Annotated in this window: 16 protein-coding genes, 2 tRNA genes and 1 other RNA gene; 9 read left to right on the forward strand and 10 right to left on the reverse strand. The window is 39.6% G+C overall.

The genetic code is table 11. The annotated features are described in order from the left end of the window. Positions 1-13: 13 nt before the first annotated feature. Positions 14-1900: a sulfatase-like hydrolase/transferase gene (locus M9892_06295; GenBank protein ID MCO5253953.1), complete on the reverse strand. Its 1887-nt coding sequence runs from the start codon at positions 1898-1900 to the stop codon at positions 14-16. Between the two features lie 163 nt (positions 1901-2063). Here M9892_06295 and M9892_06300 point away from each other — a divergent pair, with 163 nt between their 5' ends. From M9892_06300 to M9892_06325, 6 genes are all read left to right on the forward strand, one after another. Then, on the forward strand, positions 2064-3044 hold the full coding sequence (locus tag M9892_06300; GenBank protein MCO5253954.1) for a hypothetical protein: 981 nt from the start codon (positions 2064-2066) through the stop codon (positions 3042-3044). Continuing rightward, positions 2981-3964, forward strand: a complete 984-nt coding sequence (gene menA, locus M9892_06305) for a 1,4-dihydroxy-2-naphthoate octaprenyltransferase (GenBank protein MCO5253955.1) — start codon at positions 2981-2983, stop codon at positions 3962-3964. The genes M9892_06300 and menA overlap by 64 nt, the downstream gene beginning before the upstream one ends. Next, positions 3955-4995 carry an o-succinylbenzoate synthase gene (locus M9892_06310; protein MCO5253956.1) on the forward strand — a complete coding sequence of 347 codons (1041 nt, stop codon included), beginning with the start codon at positions 3955-3957 and terminating at the stop codon, positions 4993-4995. The genes menA and M9892_06310 overlap by 10 nt, the downstream gene beginning before the upstream one ends. 90 nt (positions 4996-5085) lie before the next feature. Beyond that, positions 5086-6483 carry a phosphoglucosamine mutase gene (gene glmM, locus M9892_06315; GenBank protein ID MCO5253957.1) on the forward strand — a complete coding sequence of 466 codons (1398 nt, stop codon included), beginning with the start codon at positions 5086-5088 and terminating at the stop codon, positions 6481-6483. Further along, the gene (gene ychF / locus M9892_06320) at positions 6484-7581 is read left to right on the forward strand and encodes a redox-regulated ATPase YchF (GenBank protein MCO5253958.1); all 1098 of its coding nucleotides are present in this window, start codon (positions 6484-6486) and stop codon (positions 7579-7581) included. 110 nt (positions 7582-7691) lie between these two features. Then, positions 7692-8204 carry a hypothetical protein gene (locus tag M9892_06325; GenBank protein MCO5253959.1) on the forward strand — a complete coding sequence of 171 codons (513 nt, stop codon included), beginning with the start codon at positions 7692-7694 and terminating at the stop codon, positions 8202-8204. 14 nt (positions 8205-8218) lie between these two features. Here the strand turns inward: M9892_06325 and M9892_06330 are convergent, their stop codons facing one another. From M9892_06330 to M9892_06340, 3 genes are all read right to left on the reverse strand, one after another. Then, a complete protein-coding gene (locus M9892_06330) occupies positions 8219-8959 on the reverse strand; it encodes a C40 family peptidase (GenBank protein MCO5253960.1) in 741 nt (246 codons plus the stop codon). 3 nt (positions 8960-8962) lie between these two features. Then, on the reverse strand, positions 8963-9316 hold the full coding sequence (locus tag M9892_06335; protein MCO5253961.1) for a 4Fe-4S dicluster domain-containing protein: 354 nt from the start codon (positions 9314-9316) through the stop codon (positions 8963-8965). A 170-nt stretch (positions 9317-9486) separates the two neighbouring features. Continuing rightward, on the reverse strand, positions 9487-9624 hold the full coding sequence (locus M9892_06340) for a hypothetical protein (protein MCO5253962.1): 138 nt from the start codon (positions 9622-9624) through the stop codon (positions 9487-9489). Positions 9625-9674: 50 nt separating this feature from the next. Between M9892_06340 and M9892_06345 the strand changes: the two genes are divergently transcribed. Next, positions 9675-10382, forward strand: a complete 708-nt coding sequence (locus M9892_06345; protein MCO5253963.1) for an IS1595 family transposase — start codon at positions 9675-9677, stop codon at positions 10380-10382. A 232-nt stretch (positions 10383-10614) separates the two neighbouring features. Here M9892_06345 and rnpB read toward each other — a convergent pair. From rnpB to M9892_06375, 6 genes are all read right to left on the reverse strand, one after another. Further along, positions 10615-10998: RNase P RNA component class A (rnpB, locus tag M9892_06350), an RNA gene on the reverse strand. After that, a tRNA-Leu gene (locus M9892_06355) sits at positions 10997-11084 on the reverse strand. The genes rnpB and M9892_06355 overlap by 2 nt, the downstream gene beginning before the upstream one ends. 47 nt (positions 11085-11131) lie before the next feature. Then, positions 11132-11204: transfer RNA gene (locus M9892_06360), tRNA-Gly, on the reverse strand. 43 nt (positions 11205-11247) lie between these two features. Next, complete coding sequence (locus M9892_06365) at positions 11248-11394, reverse strand: hypothetical protein (GenBank protein ID MCO5253964.1); 147 nt, start codon at positions 11392-11394, stop codon at positions 11248-11250. A 271-nt stretch (positions 11395-11665) separates the two neighbouring features. Next, the gene (locus M9892_06370) at positions 11666-12352 is read right to left on the reverse strand and encodes a hypothetical protein (GenBank protein MCO5253965.1); all 687 of its coding nucleotides are present in this window, start codon (positions 12350-12352) and stop codon (positions 11666-11668) included. Positions 12353-12361: 9 nt separating this feature from the next. Then, positions 12362-12808 (reverse strand): T9SS type A sorting domain-containing protein, encoded by a 447-nt coding sequence (locus M9892_06375; protein MCO5253966.1) that lies wholly within the window; start codon positions 12806-12808, stop codon positions 12362-12364. A 287-nt stretch (positions 12809-13095) separates the two neighbouring features. Between M9892_06375 and M9892_06380 the strand changes: the two genes are divergently transcribed. Beyond that, a complete protein-coding gene (locus tag M9892_06380) occupies positions 13096-14790 on the forward strand; it encodes a sodium:solute symporter (GenBank protein MCO5253967.1) in 1695 nt (564 codons plus the stop codon). Between the two features lie 123 nt (positions 14791-14913). Further along, positions 14914-15585, forward strand: a complete 672-nt coding sequence (locus tag M9892_06385) for a hypothetical protein (protein ID MCO5253968.1) — start codon at positions 14914-14916, stop codon at positions 15583-15585. Positions 15586-15640 lie beyond the last annotated feature (55 nt).

Consider the following 15640-nt stretch of genomic DNA (forward strand, 5'->3'; position numbering starts at 1 on the left):
TTTAAACAAATTATTACTTTGCATAATTAGTATAAATGCGTGAAAGTTCTTGATTATTCCTGATGAGCGTATGAAAATCATCGAAATATGGCTGTGGAAAATCATTGATAATATTGTGGTATTGGTTGGGATCTTGGTTTAGATTGTACAATTGCGAATGATGCAGATTATCGATTATATAACTAAAAGAATCCTGATAAATACCCAGTCCTTCATTTGACCAAATTCGTACTTCGTTCGTGCTAAGTGCAATAATTGTACGGCTGTTGCTGATGCTATCAAAAAGCGAAGTTCCGCTATAACGTTCATAAGTCTGCAAATTGGATTGTTGAGCGCCTAAAAAATCAACCAATGTAGGCATCAAATCTAAATTGGTTACACGCTTGTCTGCATTGGCAATCAAAGCCTTATATTGCAATGGATTTTGGTCTATCCACGATTTGGGCAACCTGATATAAACAGGGATTTGCAAAGCTTCTTTAAGGAAAGACCCTAATCGAGACTCTCGTTTGATAGCATATTCTCCATGGTCTGCAGTAAAGACAAAGATTGTCTTATCAAGTTCTCCGCGTGCTTGAAAGGCTTTGTAAATATTTTCAACACTTTTGTCTATGATATACAATGCTTTGCCATACCTATCCTTGATTTCTACCGGTATAGTAAGCAACGAAGAAGCATCCTGAAAAGGTTTGTGCAGTGCGTTTGTGTTATAAATAAAAAATATCGGTTTGTTTTTGGGCAGGGATTCAATCTGTTGCTTTGCCCGCAAAGTCATGGCAATATCATCTACCCCAAGGTCGTTGATGGTTTTTAAATCAGAATCCTCATGGGTATAAAGAATATCTAAGTTTTTGTTTTTTACAAAATACCTGAAATTATCCCAAGTAAATCGTTGAGATGAAATGATTGCTGTTGAATATCCGTTGGCTTTTGCATAATCCCACATAAAAGGCATCTGCATTAGCTTATCATAAGGCTCTTCGGGACCTACACCCGTAAACAATGAAGGAACACTGACATTGGTGCATCCGGAAATAGACATAGCATCCGTAAACACCACAAATTGCGACTTTTCGTTTTCGTACCATGATTGCATAAAAGGCGTATAAGGATTGTTGTATCCATAAAGCGAAAGGGGCTCTGCACTCATTGATTCTTGCAAAATAATCACAATATTATATTGGGAAGAAGTCCCGTGCGCAGGCTCTATGCGCGATTCCGAAGGTTTGAGGTATTTGCGTTTGCCCCTTTGGTCTTTCTCTCGGAGGTACTTTTTGCTTGTAAAAAGATAAGTTGTATCAATCGTGGCAAATTTTGTATCTCCGTATTTGCCAAACTGGTTTTGACCAATGGCAACCAACAAAAGTAAGATAATGATTCTCACATAGCCCTTTTGTTTATAAACTGCACTATGAGAGAAATACCAAAATGTTAATATGGATAGCAAAAGATAGGATAATACTATCCAGATATTACTAAAAAAAACATGAAGCAGATTGACTAAGTATTCAGGGTCGTCCATCACAAATACAATCAGATTGTCATCCAAAAACACTTTGAACTCCAAGTAAACCTTGATTCCAACAATAAAAATAATGGGCAAGAACAAAGCCATTAATGCGCGTATTACAAGCGAGGGAATGCGGGACAAAAGCTGAACAATATCACCTGCAAAATTCCAAAAGCATAAAGACCACAGTGCGCTGAGTGTAAAAGTTATAAACGAGAACGGCAAAATGGAAGGTTTCCATGCATATATCACCAAACTCAACCCTGTCAAAGCAAGCGAAAGCAAAGACCAGCGATTGAAAAAAGAAGTGAAAATACTTTTGATTGAAAATCGAACTTTCACAATGTCTATTATGAGATGACCGGCAAAAGTATATAAAAGTGTATTCAAAGAGCTATTATAAATTGGCTACATCCAAGAACATAAATCAAACCTATATCCGGCAATATCATTTCTCGCTCAATACACGATAATCCAAAGAAATACACATCTTCACAATTAAGTGTTTTTAACTTTCTTTTATCATCGTGCAGATACACTAACTTTGCTGTCCATGAACATTGACCTGCTTACTCAAAAAATCAAAAAAATTGCTCAGGAAATTTCCGGTCTGACCCGAGATATTGAGCACAACAGTTCAAGACGTCAATTCTACTCAGATTTAATCAAACAAAGAGTATTTGACTTATATGACATTGCTCAAGATTTATATGAAGAATGTAAAGAAAAAGACAAGAAAATAGAAGAGTCAAAAGAACGCCACTTTCTTAAACCACACCTGCCCAGCAGCAATTTCAAAACTGAGAAAGCAGAGGAAAAGAAACCGGTTCAAGAGCTTTTTGACATGACTCCAACCGAAAAGCCGGTAGAAAAGGAAAATGCAATCCAAAATGAAATCCAAATCCAAGATACAACTCCCGCAATTGACAAGCCCGCACAAGAGCTTGAGAAAGAAGATACAGTGAATGCGCCATCGCCTGTGAATAATGAGCCGGGAGAAGAGTTTGTGATGACTGAAGACATTGAGAAAGAAGTAATTGAGGATGAAAAAATCGAGGAAGTGATTGAAGAAACAAAAGAAGATATAACAGAACCGGAAAGCACAATAGAAGAATCAATAGCTGAGAACGAATCAAATCAACCTACTACACAAAAAGTAGAACAAAACAAAGTGTCATTTGCAGACAATCCAAATGCCCAAGCAGGGAACCTTCAAGATTGGTTAGTCCAGGTTTTACAAGAGATTACCGCCAAAAAGACACTATCTAATGACATTTCTCACAAATTGCAAAGTGCGCCCATCACTAACTTCTACAACACGGTGTCTATCAGCCAAAAGCATCAATACATAGACGAACTCTTTGAGGGAAAACAAGATGCTTATCGCAACACACTCCAAAGAATCGAGGATATAGGAAATCTACAAGCAACACTCAAATATTTGGGTAATGAAATTGCACCTAACTTTGATTGGAAAAAGAAAGAAAAACTGGTTTCAGAATTCTTATATCTCGTCAAGAGGAGGTTTTTGTGAAAGCATACCTAAGTGCTGCACGTTTGCGCACGCTCCCGTTGGCAACAGCAGTAGTGGCAATGGGCGATATTTGTACAAGGTTATTCAGCCCCGACAATTACAATTTTACAATCAGTCTTTGGAGTTTCATCACAGCTATGTTGTTGCAGATTTTATCAAATTATGCCAATGATTATGGGGACTTCAAAAAAGGGACAGACTTGCATGCCCAAAGAAAAGACAGAGCTATGTCATCCGGTGCAATGACAGAGGGCAAAATGAAACTTGCCATAGTACTTCTTTCTTTGTTTTCGTTGATTGCGGGATTTAATTTATTATGGACGGCTTTTGATGGAGATTTCACCAACGGATTTATATTCATGTTAGCTGTCGGATTACTGGCGATTTTAGCATCCATTACCTATACAGTTGGGAAAAATGCATATGGATACAAAGCCTTAGGTGATTTGTATGTATTTATTTTCTTTGGACCTGTTGCTGTATTGGGTTGTATCTATTTACAAAATTCAAACGATTTCTTTGCTCTAAATAACAACGCAATAATTGCTTGTATATCTTCATCATGCTGTATGGGTTTTGCTTCGGCAGCGGTACTTACCATAAATAACATTCGAGATATTGATAAAGACAGAAAATCCGGTAAGATTACGGTGCCTGTATTACTGGGCTACAACAAAGCCAAATTTTATTATTATACATTAACGCTTGTAATGCTCAGCAGTTATGCCATTTTTATCTCGCTGACAGATAAAACTGTGGGAGTTAAACTTTTTGTTTTGATAGTGGCATTTTTGGTATTCGGGTTCAGGGTAATGAAGATAGCAGTAGCAAATAATCAAACGCCATTTCCTTATTACATGCGCGAACTCAAATATTTTTCCATTTCCGTATTGATTCTTCCTTTGTTGTCATGGCTTTAAGATTTGAAATAACACCCCATACCTTAGAATATAAAAAACCGGCTACCACAAGTCGAGGTGCACTCAGTGAGCGAAAATTATGGATTATCAAAGTGTTTGACACACATAACCCAAACATAGCGGGGTACGGAGAATGTGGCATCATCCCGGGTCTCAGCCCCGAAGATTTTGATGGATTTGACATTGAATTAGAGCACCTCTTTGCAATACTGAACAGCGGAACGGAGCTTGCGCCTGAAATTATGCAACAATATCCGGCTTTCAAATTTGCACATGAGACTGCATTGTTAGATTTGAAAAGTGGTGGCAGACAAATACTGTTTGACACCCCTTACAGTCGAGGTCAAGCCGGAATTAAAATTAACGGACTCGTATGGATGTCGAATTTGGAAGAAATGCTGACAGAAGCAAAATCCAAGTTGTTGGACGGTTTTGATTGCCTTAAGTTTAAAATTGGCGCTAGCGATTTTGACAAAGAATGTAGCATGATTGCACAAATCAGATCACTTGCAGACAGTTCACGATTACAAATCAGGGTAGATGCCAACGGTGCATTTCCTATTGCCGATGCCCTGTTGATGCTCAAAGAGCTTAAACGCTTTGACATACACAGCATAGAGCAACCTATTGCCAAAGGACAATGGGATAATCTGGAAGAAATCTGTTCCAAATCGCCTGTCAGTATTGCACTTGACGAAGAGCTTATCGGAATTAATATAGCCAAAGAAGGGGCGACATTACTCAAAAAGGTTCGTCCTCAATGGATTGTTCTCAAACCCTCTCTTATTGGAGGGTTGGCGGTTTCAGACCAGTGGATAACACTGGCAGAAAAAATGCAAATAGGCTGGTGGGCAACCTCTGCATTGGAAAGCAATATTGGCTTAAACGCTATTGCTCAATGGGTTTCTGCCAAAAACACCCCTTTACACCAAGGATTGGGTACAGGACAACTTTATTCTACCAATTTTGCTCCTGCAACACAAATAAATCAAGGAAAATTGTGGAGAATAGGTACAGAAAAAGGAAATTAAAAATTAACTGTGTAGTTTTGGCTTAAAATTTGGGTAAAAGAACGACAAAGAATGTTATTTTCGCACTCCCATTAATTACGAGGTATAAAGATGTCTTTAATTAAATCAATTTCAGGAATCAGAGGCACCATTGGAGGCTTGCCCGGCAATAATCTTACACCATTAGATATTGTTAAATTCACTTCCGCTTTTGCCGAGTTTATTTCCCAAGAAAAATGGGGCAAAACCATCGTAGTCGGCAGGGATGCTCGGCTCTCAGGACAAATGGTTGCCGGAATTGTAAACTCAACACTCATTTCTAAGGGCTTTAATGTAGTGGACTTAGGATTAAGCACCACTCCTTCCGTAGAATTAGCCGTGAGCGAAATGAAAGCCGCAGGCGGGATTATTATTACTGCCAGCCATAACCCCAAACAATGGAACGCGCTGAAATTACTCAATAACGATGGAGAGTTCTTAGATGAAATACAAGCAGGAAAGGTATTGGACTTAGCAGAAAAAGCTGATTTTAAATATGCCGAAGTTACCCAATTGGGTGCTATCCAGCATCAACACGGAGGATATATAGACCGCCATATTGAACGAATTTTAGAAATGCCATTAGTAGATGTGGAGGCAATCAAAAAGAAGCAATTTAGAATAGCGGTAGATGCCGTAAACTCAACCGGTGGTATTGCTGTCCCCAAGTTATTAAAAGCTTTGGGTGTTAGTGAAGTAATAGAAATTAATTGTGAACCAAGCGGACACTTTGCTCATAACCCCGAACCACTCCCTGAAAATCTTTCCGAATTATCTCAAACAGTCAAGTCTCATAAAGCAGACCTTGGCATCAGCGTTGACCCCGATGTGGACAGACTTGCACTTGTGTGCGAAAACGGAGAAATGTTTGGCGAAGAATATACCTTGGTTGCGGTTGCACAGTACGTACTCCAACATACACCCGGCAACACCGTCTCAAACCTAAGCTCAACAAGGGCTTTGCGCGACATTACCGAAAAAGTAGGCATGAGCTATTCCGCTGCGGCTGTAGGAGAAGTGAATGTAGTCAAACAGATGAAAGCCACTAATGCCATTATTGGCGGAGAAGGAAATGGCGGTGTTATTTATCCCGAAGTTCACTACGGAAGAGATGCCTTGGTTGGAATAGCACTATTTTTGTCACACTTGGCAAAAATCGGGAAAAAGGCCTCTACGTATAGGTCAACTCTCCCTCATTATGTGATTTCCAAAAACAAAATCAGTATAGACGACAACTTTGCACCTGATTTGATTCTCGAAAAGATACAAGCAAAATACAAACGAAATCCAATCAATACCATTGATGGGGTTAAAATAGAATTTGATGATGAATGGGTACATTTGAGAAAATCAAACACCGAACCCATCATCCGAATTTATGCAGAAAGTAAGTCTGCAACCTTGGCAGACAACTTGGCTGAAAGAATAATGAAAGACATAGGCGAACTCTTAAAAAGTAACGGAAAATAAATGGCTCTAAAATGTGGTATAGTGGGTTTGCCCAACGTTGGCAAATCAACTCTTTTCAACTGTCTGACCAATGCAAAAGCACAGGCAGCAAACTTTCCTTTTTGTACAATTGAACCTAATATCGGTATCATTACAGTCCCCGATCCTCGATTGGAAGAATTAACCAAAGTGGCAAAACCACAGAATGTGGTACCCGCTACCATTGAGATTGTGGACATAGCAGGACTTGTAAAAGGTGCAAGCAAAGGCGAAGGTCTTGGCAATCAATTTTTGGGCAATATCAGAAGCACACATGCCATTTTGCATGTGCTCAGATGTTTTGAGAACGACAATATCATCCACGTTGAAGGCGGTATAGACCCCATCCGAGACAAGGATATTATTGATACCGAATTACAGTTTAAAGACCTTGAATCTGTGGATGCACGCATCAATAAAGTTGCTAAAGCCGCAAAAGCCGGAGGGGATAAAGACGCAGCTCGCACACACGAAGTTCTACTCAAAGTAAAAGCACATCTTGAACAAGGCAAATCTGCACGCTCTTTAGGACTTGAAAAAGAAGAACTGGAATTAATAGACGACTTGAACTTACTGACTGTTAAACCCATTCTTTACGTCTGCAACGTGGACGAATCAGGACTGAACGGCAACCAATGGGTAGAGGCTGTCAAAGCAATAGCCAAAGAGGAAAACGCAGAGGTCATTATCATTTCTGCTGCCTTGGAAGCCGAGATTGCCGAATTGGAAGACCCCGAAGAAAGAGCTATGTTCCTAAAGGATTATGGATTGAGCGAAAGCGGATTGGCTAAACTCATCAGAGCTGCGTACAAACTGTTGGATTATATTACTTATTTCACCGTAGGCGAGAAAGAAGTACGCGCATGGACAATCACTAAGGGATTCAAAGCTCCGCAAGCTGCCGGAGTTATCCATACCGATTTCGAGAAAGGATTTATTCGTGCAGAAGTAATTAAATACAACGACTACATTCACTATAAATCAGAAACTTCCATCAAAGAAGCCGGAAAGCTGGCTGTTGAAGGCAAAGAATACATAGTGCAAGACGGAGATTGTATGCACTTTCGGTTTAATGTGTAGGGGGGACAAGTTTTTAGTTGTGAATTTTTAGTTTTAAGTTGTTCTTGAAACTTCTAATATTGCGGTGTACTTGTGGGGAGAAAAATGATTGTGAAAATAAAAACACAAAAATGAAAAAATACCTGACCCTGATAATAGTTCTGTTGCTAATTCAAAAGGCAAAAAGCGATGTAGTTCAACCTGCCTACCAATATACCTTACTCAATTATTCCATAAAAGGGATTTACAGTTACGAAGTAGCTAAAAAAGAGAAAACCAGTTTGTTATTTTCGGGTGGTGTTGGAATTGTTAGTCCGTTTTTTGCTATTTACGAACCTGTTTTTGGCGTTGAATTTTTAATGGAAAAAAGGAGGTATTTCAAACCGAAAGATTATCAAGGTTTTTTTATCAGCGGCTATTTGGGAGTTGAATACACGAGAAGAGAATCCGAGTTTATAAATGATTTTGCACTAATTCCGGGGTTTAAACTCAGCCGTAAAAGCGTTATATCTTCAAACTTGGTAATTGAGCCACACTTAGGATTGTCTTACCCTATACCTTTTAACATCTATGATGGATTTTACTTCCCTCTTCCGCTTGCAACTATTGGGCTGCGTATGGGTTTCTGTAAACTTAAATCGTAACAGCAAGTATCAATTTAAAGTTGCTCTTCAAAAACCCTCCCCGCACAAATAAAAGCGTGGCTTTGCTTCCCTGATTCCGTAAAAATTCCCTGTTGGGTAACGTGGTCAATTCTTACCTGTCCGCTTGCATGAATGACTTTATCCCCGCCTAAATAGATGCCTACATGGGTTATTTTTTCTGTTGTTTTGCCGAAAAACAATAAATCTCCTTTAGCTCTGTCTCCAAAAGAAATATTCTTGCAAAAAGCAGCCTGAGGACGTGAATCTCGTGGAATTGCAATACCATTCATTTTATACACAACCTGAGTAAACCCAGAACAATCAATTCCAGAAAAAGAGCGTCCTCCCCAGAGATATGGGGTTCCTAAAAAAGTCAAAGCCGTCTTGCAAATTGCCTCAGCAAGGTTTTGTTGAGGATTTAATTCACTAAGTTTTGCATCAAATAATGGGATTTCATCATCATGCAAAACACCGCCACCCGGCATAATAGGAGGAAAACCGGGCAATTCGGTAACTAAAAAACTATTCGTAATAATGCGTTTTTTTGAATGAATCTGAGCAAAAGGATTGTCATGAAACAAGTCAGATGAGATAAAACCACGGTAATCATCAAAATCAGTAACAACCTCAAGCCAATCAACAAGCTGTTTTACAACCTGATAGGTTTCGCCAAACAGCAAACTGCTCACCATTTCAGAAGAAGATTCCGGTTTTGCCCTTAGAGGCATCCACGACAGGCGGCAGATACCCTGCATTTTTTATCCGTTTGGGTGAAGTTTATCTTTCTTAGCCAATAGCTGCTCCTCTGTTTCAACCCTTCCAATGTCAGGAATACAACAATCCACAGGACATACAGCAGCGCATTGTGGCTCATCATGAAACCCCTTGCACTCAGTACATTTATCAGGAACTATATAATATACTTCATTGGAAAGTGCGGAATGTCTGGTATCTACATCTGTTATTTCTCCATTCTCCAGAGTAAAAGAGCCGGTAACTGATGTACCATCTGAAATACTCCATTCAGCACCGGATTCATATATTGCATTGTTTGGGCACTCCGGCTCGCAGGCACCACAATTTATACACTCGTCTGTTATAATAATAGCCATTATTCTGTGTTTTTTGCCGGCACAAAATTAATCAAATTGCAAGACCACCATAGCATATTCGATTAAACAGGCTATTTTAAAATAAGTATAAATAGTTTGAATGAAATTCAAAACTATAACAATATGTCAGCGCATGTAAGCCACTCTTGGGACTGAATGACTTCTACAAATCAATACTTAATTACTTTTTGGGTTGTGCTCACCCCGTGCAAATCAAGGGTCTGCACACAATAAACGCCTGCAGGCATGGAACTGCCAAACTCATATTCTCCACTTCCCTTGATTTCAAACTCTTCCATCAGTCTCATATCAATCGTATAGGCTTAAGACCAGAACAAAAGTATAAATTTGTTCTGAAATGCTTGTAAAATATAGTAAATTGAGCGATTACAAAATTAAAAAACTCATAGGGTGTTTTTGTTCAGATATTGAAGCGACTAAAACAGCCGAAATTTTGAATTTGATTCGCAAAACTATCAATCATTATTATCGAATATTTAGAGATGCCTTTTTCACCAAACAACAGAACGATAAGCGGCTGTTTTTTGGCGAAATTGAATTAGACGAAAGTTATTTTGGAGCAAAAAGATTACGCGGAATAAATATGCCACAGAAACGTGGGCGAGGAACTTGGAAACAAGCTGTGTTTGGAATTTTTGAAAGAGATGGACGAGTTTATACAGAGCTAATTCCTGATGCAAAAAGAGAAACTTTACGCAAAGTAATCAAAGGAAAGGTAAGTCCTGACAGTATTGTGTTTACTGATGGTTGGCGAGGATATAGTGGTTTGTTAGATATTGGATATGACAAACATTTTCGGATAGATAAAAGCAAAAGTTTTTCCAACAGAAATGGCGTTCACATAAATGGTATTAAAAGTTTTTGGAGTTTTACAAAACGTAGATTGGCGAAGTTTAATGGCGTAAAAAGCACCTTTGGATTACATCTAAAAGAATGCAAGTGGCGCTGGCGAAAAACAAATCAAGAAATGGAAAAAGAGTTGTGGGAACTTTTACTAAATTTGAAACAGGAAAAACAAAAAAATCTTGCGAAAAGGAACAGCTAAATAGTTGTTCTTTTTCAAAAGAACAAGTCATTTTTTAAAAATCTTCTGGTCTAGAGCCTAAACAAATTAAAGAACATGACGAAGATAGACAATTAAAATATGTATAATATATGCAATATACATACATATACTTCTTATCGACTAGCTCAACGTTTTTATAATTATTTTAATGTCGAAAATGATATGGCACAAATGCCCATGCAATAAACGATAAATTTTAAATAGTATATGAAAAAAAAGCAGTTCTGTAAGCCGGGTTCTGTTTTCGGCAAGCCGAATTTTGTCATTTATCTGGGAATGGTTTCGCAACCAAACTCTATCAGCCCACCCACTGACCTGCTAACTATGTTAAGCTTGGGCGAACAGCCCTCCAAGGTCAGCTTATTTGGCTTTTCAGTGTATGAGGTTTATTCAGTCTGTATGTTGCCACACAAACTCGCAGGCTCTTACCCTGCATTTTCACCCTTACCCTTCGACAATCTCAGGGCGGTTATTTTCTGTAATACTGTCTGTATTCTGCGAGAGCAAAACCCTTCCTGTTAGGAAGCATACTGTTCTGTACTGCCCGGACTTTCCTCCCCGCACGGGTGTGCGAAGCGACAAAAAGAACTGCTTGGTACCCGAGGCGGGACTTGAACCCGCACAACCGATAAAGGTCACAGGATTTTAAGTCCTGCGTGTCTACCATTCCACCACTCGGGCAGTTTGTGATGTATATGAACAAAAAATCCCGTCTGTGCGGGATTTTGAGCGAGAAACGAGGTTCGAACTCGCGACCTCAACCTTGGCAAGGTTGCGCTCTACCAACTGAGCTATTCTCGCTTAATCTGTTATTTGTGTGAACGCACTAATGCGAAGATAAGGGTTACTTATCTTCCAATATAATTCCGGACTCTCCTTTGTAGGGAGATTTGATGTAAACAATCTTCTTCAGATTGGTAATATCTATCGTTCTCTGCTTTGCCCTGCTGATATTCTTTCTAGCCTTTCTTCTTATTATTGTAATTGCCATCGTCCTAAAATTTAGAGGTGCAAAAGTATGTATTTTTTCTTACAATGCAATTTTCAAAAATATTTTTTTTTAATCCCCTGCCATATCACGCAGAGTGCCGCTCAGGCACACGGAGCAGTATTGCTTCGTCTGCCAGCGAACAAAACGGAATATCGTCTATATGCGCCCTGAACTCGCTCCCAGCTTCTGCCACAAAACCCGGACGCAGCCGTATCTCCTGAGAGGACTGAAACGTTACTTTGCCGCTGTCTGCTGATACAACATCCATTGCTCAATATTCTATATAGATACTGTCTATGTGGGGATGGCCTGTAATTTCAGGGGACAAGTAAACTTCTGGTTTTGGCTTGCCATTGTTAACTTTTCCTGCATGAATACTAAACTCTGTATTAGGTACTTTAATGGTTTTTATCAAACCATTAAAGTTACCTAATACAGTATCAATTTCATAGCCATCAGGGAATGGTTCTGTTATACTAGTAAAAAATTTTCTATGATAAATAAAGAAAGTATCCTTCCCACTAAGCTTCCCATTGGTATTAAGAAATATAGCCGCCCAGCCGTGAGGAGGCTTGTAAAACTCCACAGTTACATCTGTGTTGATAGGGATTAGAAATTCTGCATCCTTGTATAAGCCCGTCAAGTCCTGTGTGAATTTTAAAAACTTCCCTTTTCTTTGGTGCGAATAGCTAAACTCAATATACCCGTCATTGTTTGATTTGGCTGTTCCGATAGTAGATTGCCACACATACCCGTCTTTCGTGTTAAGCCAGCCCTTATCCTTGTCGTAAACCCCTACATCAAAAGACTGATTCCCATACGGGGTTTTACTCTCCCCTATGTACATATACCCTTTTACCGTATAGGTCTGTTGTTGTTTCTTGCAAGAAGCAAGACAAACAATGCTCCCTGTTATTGTAAACAGCAGAGCAATCCAAATTACATTTTGTGTTTTCATGGCTTTTTATTATTGAGTGATGATAAATTTAAACGGACTGATGTCAGGGCTGTCTGCAACCAAAAAATAAAGCCCCGAAGCATGAAGCTCCATAGTCGTAATCTCCGCTTGGGGGGCTTCTGTTACAAAAGTATGCAAAACAGCACCCAACGAGTTAAAAAGATAATAAGTCCCTGCTTGCGGGAAAACAATACTTACACTCCCTGTGCTCGGATTGGGATATACTACAATTTTATGTTCGGAGTTTGTAACCGCAATATTTTCAACCCCAAGCGGAAACACCATGGCGTGAGGGATAACAGAATCCATCTCCCACTTGGTAAGCGAACAAAACGGTATATCGTCTATATACGCCCTGAACTCGCTCCCCGCTTCTGCCACAAAACCCGAACGCAGCCGTATCTCCTGAGAGGACTGAAACGTTACTTTGCCGCTGTCTGCTGACAATATATCCATTAATGTTAACATGGCTTGGAAGGCAAGTTGTACTGCAAAGTAAAAACAATATAAAAAATAAATGCAAATTTTGGGGAGATAAAAATAAATTGCAACACAGCAGTTCCTGTTCGCGTTTTTATTTGCGCCCGTGTTGCAGGATTGGCAAATAAGGCTTTTATTTGTTGCCTCTCATGAAAATCCAAGAACCTTTTGACGGAGCATTCAGGTGGTTTGTATTTGTGCTGATGTGGCTGTTGCTGCTCATTGTTTTGTTTGGCTTATTGACCCGTTATTTTTCATAAACTATGTCGTGGATTGATTGGTCTGTATTGATTTTTACCCTTGTTCTGATTGTGGTAGCGGGCATCTACAAAGGTCGAGGACAGAAGGATTTGAAAGGCTATTTTTTGGGCGACAATTCTCTTTCGTGGTACAAGGTCATGTTTTCTGTGATGGCAACGCAGGCAAGTGCTATTACTTTTCTGTCAGCACCGGGTCAGGCGTTTACAGACGGAATGCGTTTTGTGCAATACTATTTCGGCTTGCCTCTTGCCATGATTGTGGTGTCTGCGGTTTTGGTGCCGGCTTATCATCGCTTGAAGGTGGTAACGGCTTATGAGTTTCTGGAGCAACGCTTTGATGTGCGCGTGCGCGTACTGACGGCTTTTCTGTTTTTGTTGCAGCGCGGACTGGCAACGGGACTGACTATCTATGCTCCGGCTTTGGTGTTGTCATCCCTTTTGGGCTGGAACATCTATGTAACTTGTGTGGCAATGGGGTTGCTGGTGGTCATATACACTCTCACGGGCGGGGCTAAGGCGGTTGCACATACACAACTGCAACAGATGATAGTGATTCTGGCGGGTATGTTCTTTGCGGGCTATATGATTTTCACACTCATGCCTCCCGATGTCAGCTTTATGAACAGCCTGCACCTGAGCGGAAAAGCAGGAAAACTCAATGCACTGGTTACTGATTTTGACTTGTCGGATAAATACAATGTGTGGAGCGGGTTGCTGGGTGGTTTTTTTCTGGCTTTGAGTTATTTCGGAACAGACCAGTCGCAAGTAGGACGTTATTTGGCAGGCAAATCCATAAAGGAAAGCACACAGGGTTTGCTCATGAATGCAGTGGTTAAAATTCCGATGCAGTTCGGGATATTGTTTATTGGTGTGGCTCTCTATGTGTTTTATATTTTTGCTCCACAACCATTGGTTTTTAACAATAAACTGATGGAACAGGTTCAGGCAACGCCTTATGCAGCAGAGTACCGCAGCTATGAACAAAAGTTTACTGTTTTGGAAGAAGAACACAAGAAGACAGCCCGCGATTTTCTTAATTATTACAAAACAAAAAATGAAGCCGGTATAGAACAAACAAGCATTCAACTCAAAGAAATTGAGCATGACAAACAAGTCTTGCGAAAAGATGCAAAAACCCTGATAAATAAAGCAGTACCCACAGCAGACACCAACGACACCAATTATATTTTTCTCTATTTTGTATTGCATCATTTGCCGGTCGGCTTAATCGGACTGCTGATTGCCGTTATTTTTTCTGCTTCATGGAGTTCTACTTCATCCGAGTTGAATGCGTTGTCGGGCACGGTGGTAATTGATTTCTACAAAAGGCTTTTTAAGACCCAAGCCAGCGACAGGCACTATGTGAATGTATCTAAAATTGCTACCGCAATATGGGGCATTATAGCTGTTATGTTTGCGTTTTTGGCAACCCGACTCGACAGCCTTATTGAAGCCGTAAACCTGCTGGGGTCTTTATTCTACGGAACTATTTTAGGAGTGTTTGTTACTGCTTTTGTCAGCAAAAAATTGAATTCAACGGCTGTGCTGTGGGCAACTGTATTGAGTGAAATTTTAGTCATCTCCCTGTATTTCAAAGATGTAGTTGCTTTCCTCTGGCTGAATATGATAGGATGTGTGCTGGTGGTGGGTTTGAGTTTTATTTTGAACCTGATGATACCACAAAAACAGAAGCTTTGAGTTTAATAATTTCCACACAATGCAGGTGAGTTATTTGGCTATCTATGTTGCCATTTATTATCAGATATTTGCAGACGGAGAATTGGCAGTAAATAGTCTTTTTATTCATAATAAGTAGATATCATGGTGCGCAAGAAAAAGAAAGGTAAAAAGATATTTTGGTTGTTTCTGTTAGCACTGCTCGCAGCTACTTCAATATACATTTACAAGCACCGCATTCAATCGCTCAAATATTTTGAAACTCAATTTAATCCCTCAGGTTTAGAGCAAGTAGAAATTAATTATGGCAAGAACATAGAATTAGCTGCGAAGACTTTTAACCTTCCTCCTCATTTTCTAAAAGCCTTATGTATGCTTGAATGTTCGGGCAGAAAGGTGGTTAAACCTCGCTTTGAATCCCATGTTTATAAGAAACTTAAGAAAGTGAAAGAAGGCACACTTTCTAATTACGAGCATGTTACCCCCGAAATGTTGCGCGATGCAAGCGATGATGCACTGCGCAATTTAGCAAGTTCTTGGGGACCGTTTCAGTTGATGGGGTACAAATGTCTGTTGTTGAATATCAAAATCGCGGATATCAGGAGCGATGATGCAGTTTATTGGGGCGTAAAATGGATTAATGAAACCTATGGCAATTTGCTTCGCAAAGGCAAATACAAAGATGCTTTCCATATTCACAACACCGGCAGACCGCACCCGGCAGGAATGCCCAGCACTTACGACCCTAACTACATAACAAAAGGTATGAAGTATATGAATTACTTCAATAAACCCAAGATTCAAAAAGCCGAATAAAGAATTAGCAGTTTATCTGATAAAGAAAAAACTTTATTAAAAACTAATTTACAAA

It is taken from the genome of Bacteroidota bacterium, from assembly GCA_023957335.1.
In the GTDB taxonomy this organism is placed as follows: domain Bacteria; phylum Bacteroidota; class Bacteroidia; order NS11-12g; family UBA955; genus JALOAG01.

What these genes read in the sequence shown, in the direction of transcription:
- ychF (MCO5253958.1), top strand. Translation starts at nt 6,484, where the DNA reads ATGGCTCTAAAATGTGGTATAGTGGGTTTGCCCAACGTTGGCAAATCA.
- M9892_06385 (MCO5253968.1), top strand. Translation starts at nt 14,914, where the DNA reads ATGGTGCGCAAGAAAAAGAAAGGTAAAAAGATATTTTGGTTGTTTCTG.
- M9892_06300 (MCO5253954.1), top strand. Translation starts at nt 2,064, where the DNA reads ATGAACATTGACCTGCTTACTCAAAAAATCAAAAAAATTGCTCAGGAA.
- M9892_06310 (MCO5253956.1), top strand. Translation starts at nt 3,955, where the DNA reads ATGGCTTTAAGATTTGAAATAACACCCCATACCTTAGAATATAAAAAA.
- M9892_06325 (MCO5253959.1), top strand. Translation starts at nt 7,692, where the DNA reads ATGAAAAAATACCTGACCCTGATAATAGTTCTGTTGCTAATTCAAAAG.
- M9892_06340 (MCO5253962.1), bottom strand. Translation starts at nt 9,624, where the DNA reads ATGAGACTGATGGAAGAGTTTGAAATCAAGGGAAGTGGAGAATATGAG.
- M9892_06330 (MCO5253960.1), bottom strand. Translation starts at nt 8,959, where the DNA reads ATGCAGGGTATCTGCCGCCTGTCGTGGATGCCTCTAAGGGCAAAACCG.
- M9892_06335 (MCO5253961.1), bottom strand. Translation starts at nt 9,316, where the DNA reads ATGGCTATTATTATAACAGACGAGTGTATAAATTGTGGTGCCTGCGAG.
- M9892_06375 (MCO5253966.1), bottom strand. Translation starts at nt 12,808, where the DNA reads ATGGATATATTGTCAGCAGACAGCGGCAAAGTAACGTTTCAGTCCTCT.
- M9892_06380 (MCO5253967.1), top strand. Translation starts at nt 13,096, where the DNA reads ATGTCGTGGATTGATTGGTCTGTATTGATTTTTACCCTTGTTCTGATT.
- glmM (MCO5253957.1), top strand. Translation starts at nt 5,086, where the DNA reads ATGTCTTTAATTAAATCAATTTCAGGAATCAGAGGCACCATTGGAGGC.
- M9892_06370 (MCO5253965.1), bottom strand. Translation starts at nt 12,352, where the DNA reads ATGAAAACACAAAATGTAATTTGGATTGCTCTGCTGTTTACAATAACA.
- M9892_06345 (MCO5253963.1), top strand. Translation starts at nt 9,675, where the DNA reads ATGCTTGTAAAATATAGTAAATTGAGCGATTACAAAATTAAAAAACTC.
- M9892_06365 (MCO5253964.1), bottom strand. Translation starts at nt 11,394, where the DNA reads ATGGCAATTACAATAATAAGAAGAAAGGCTAGAAAGAATATCAGCAGG.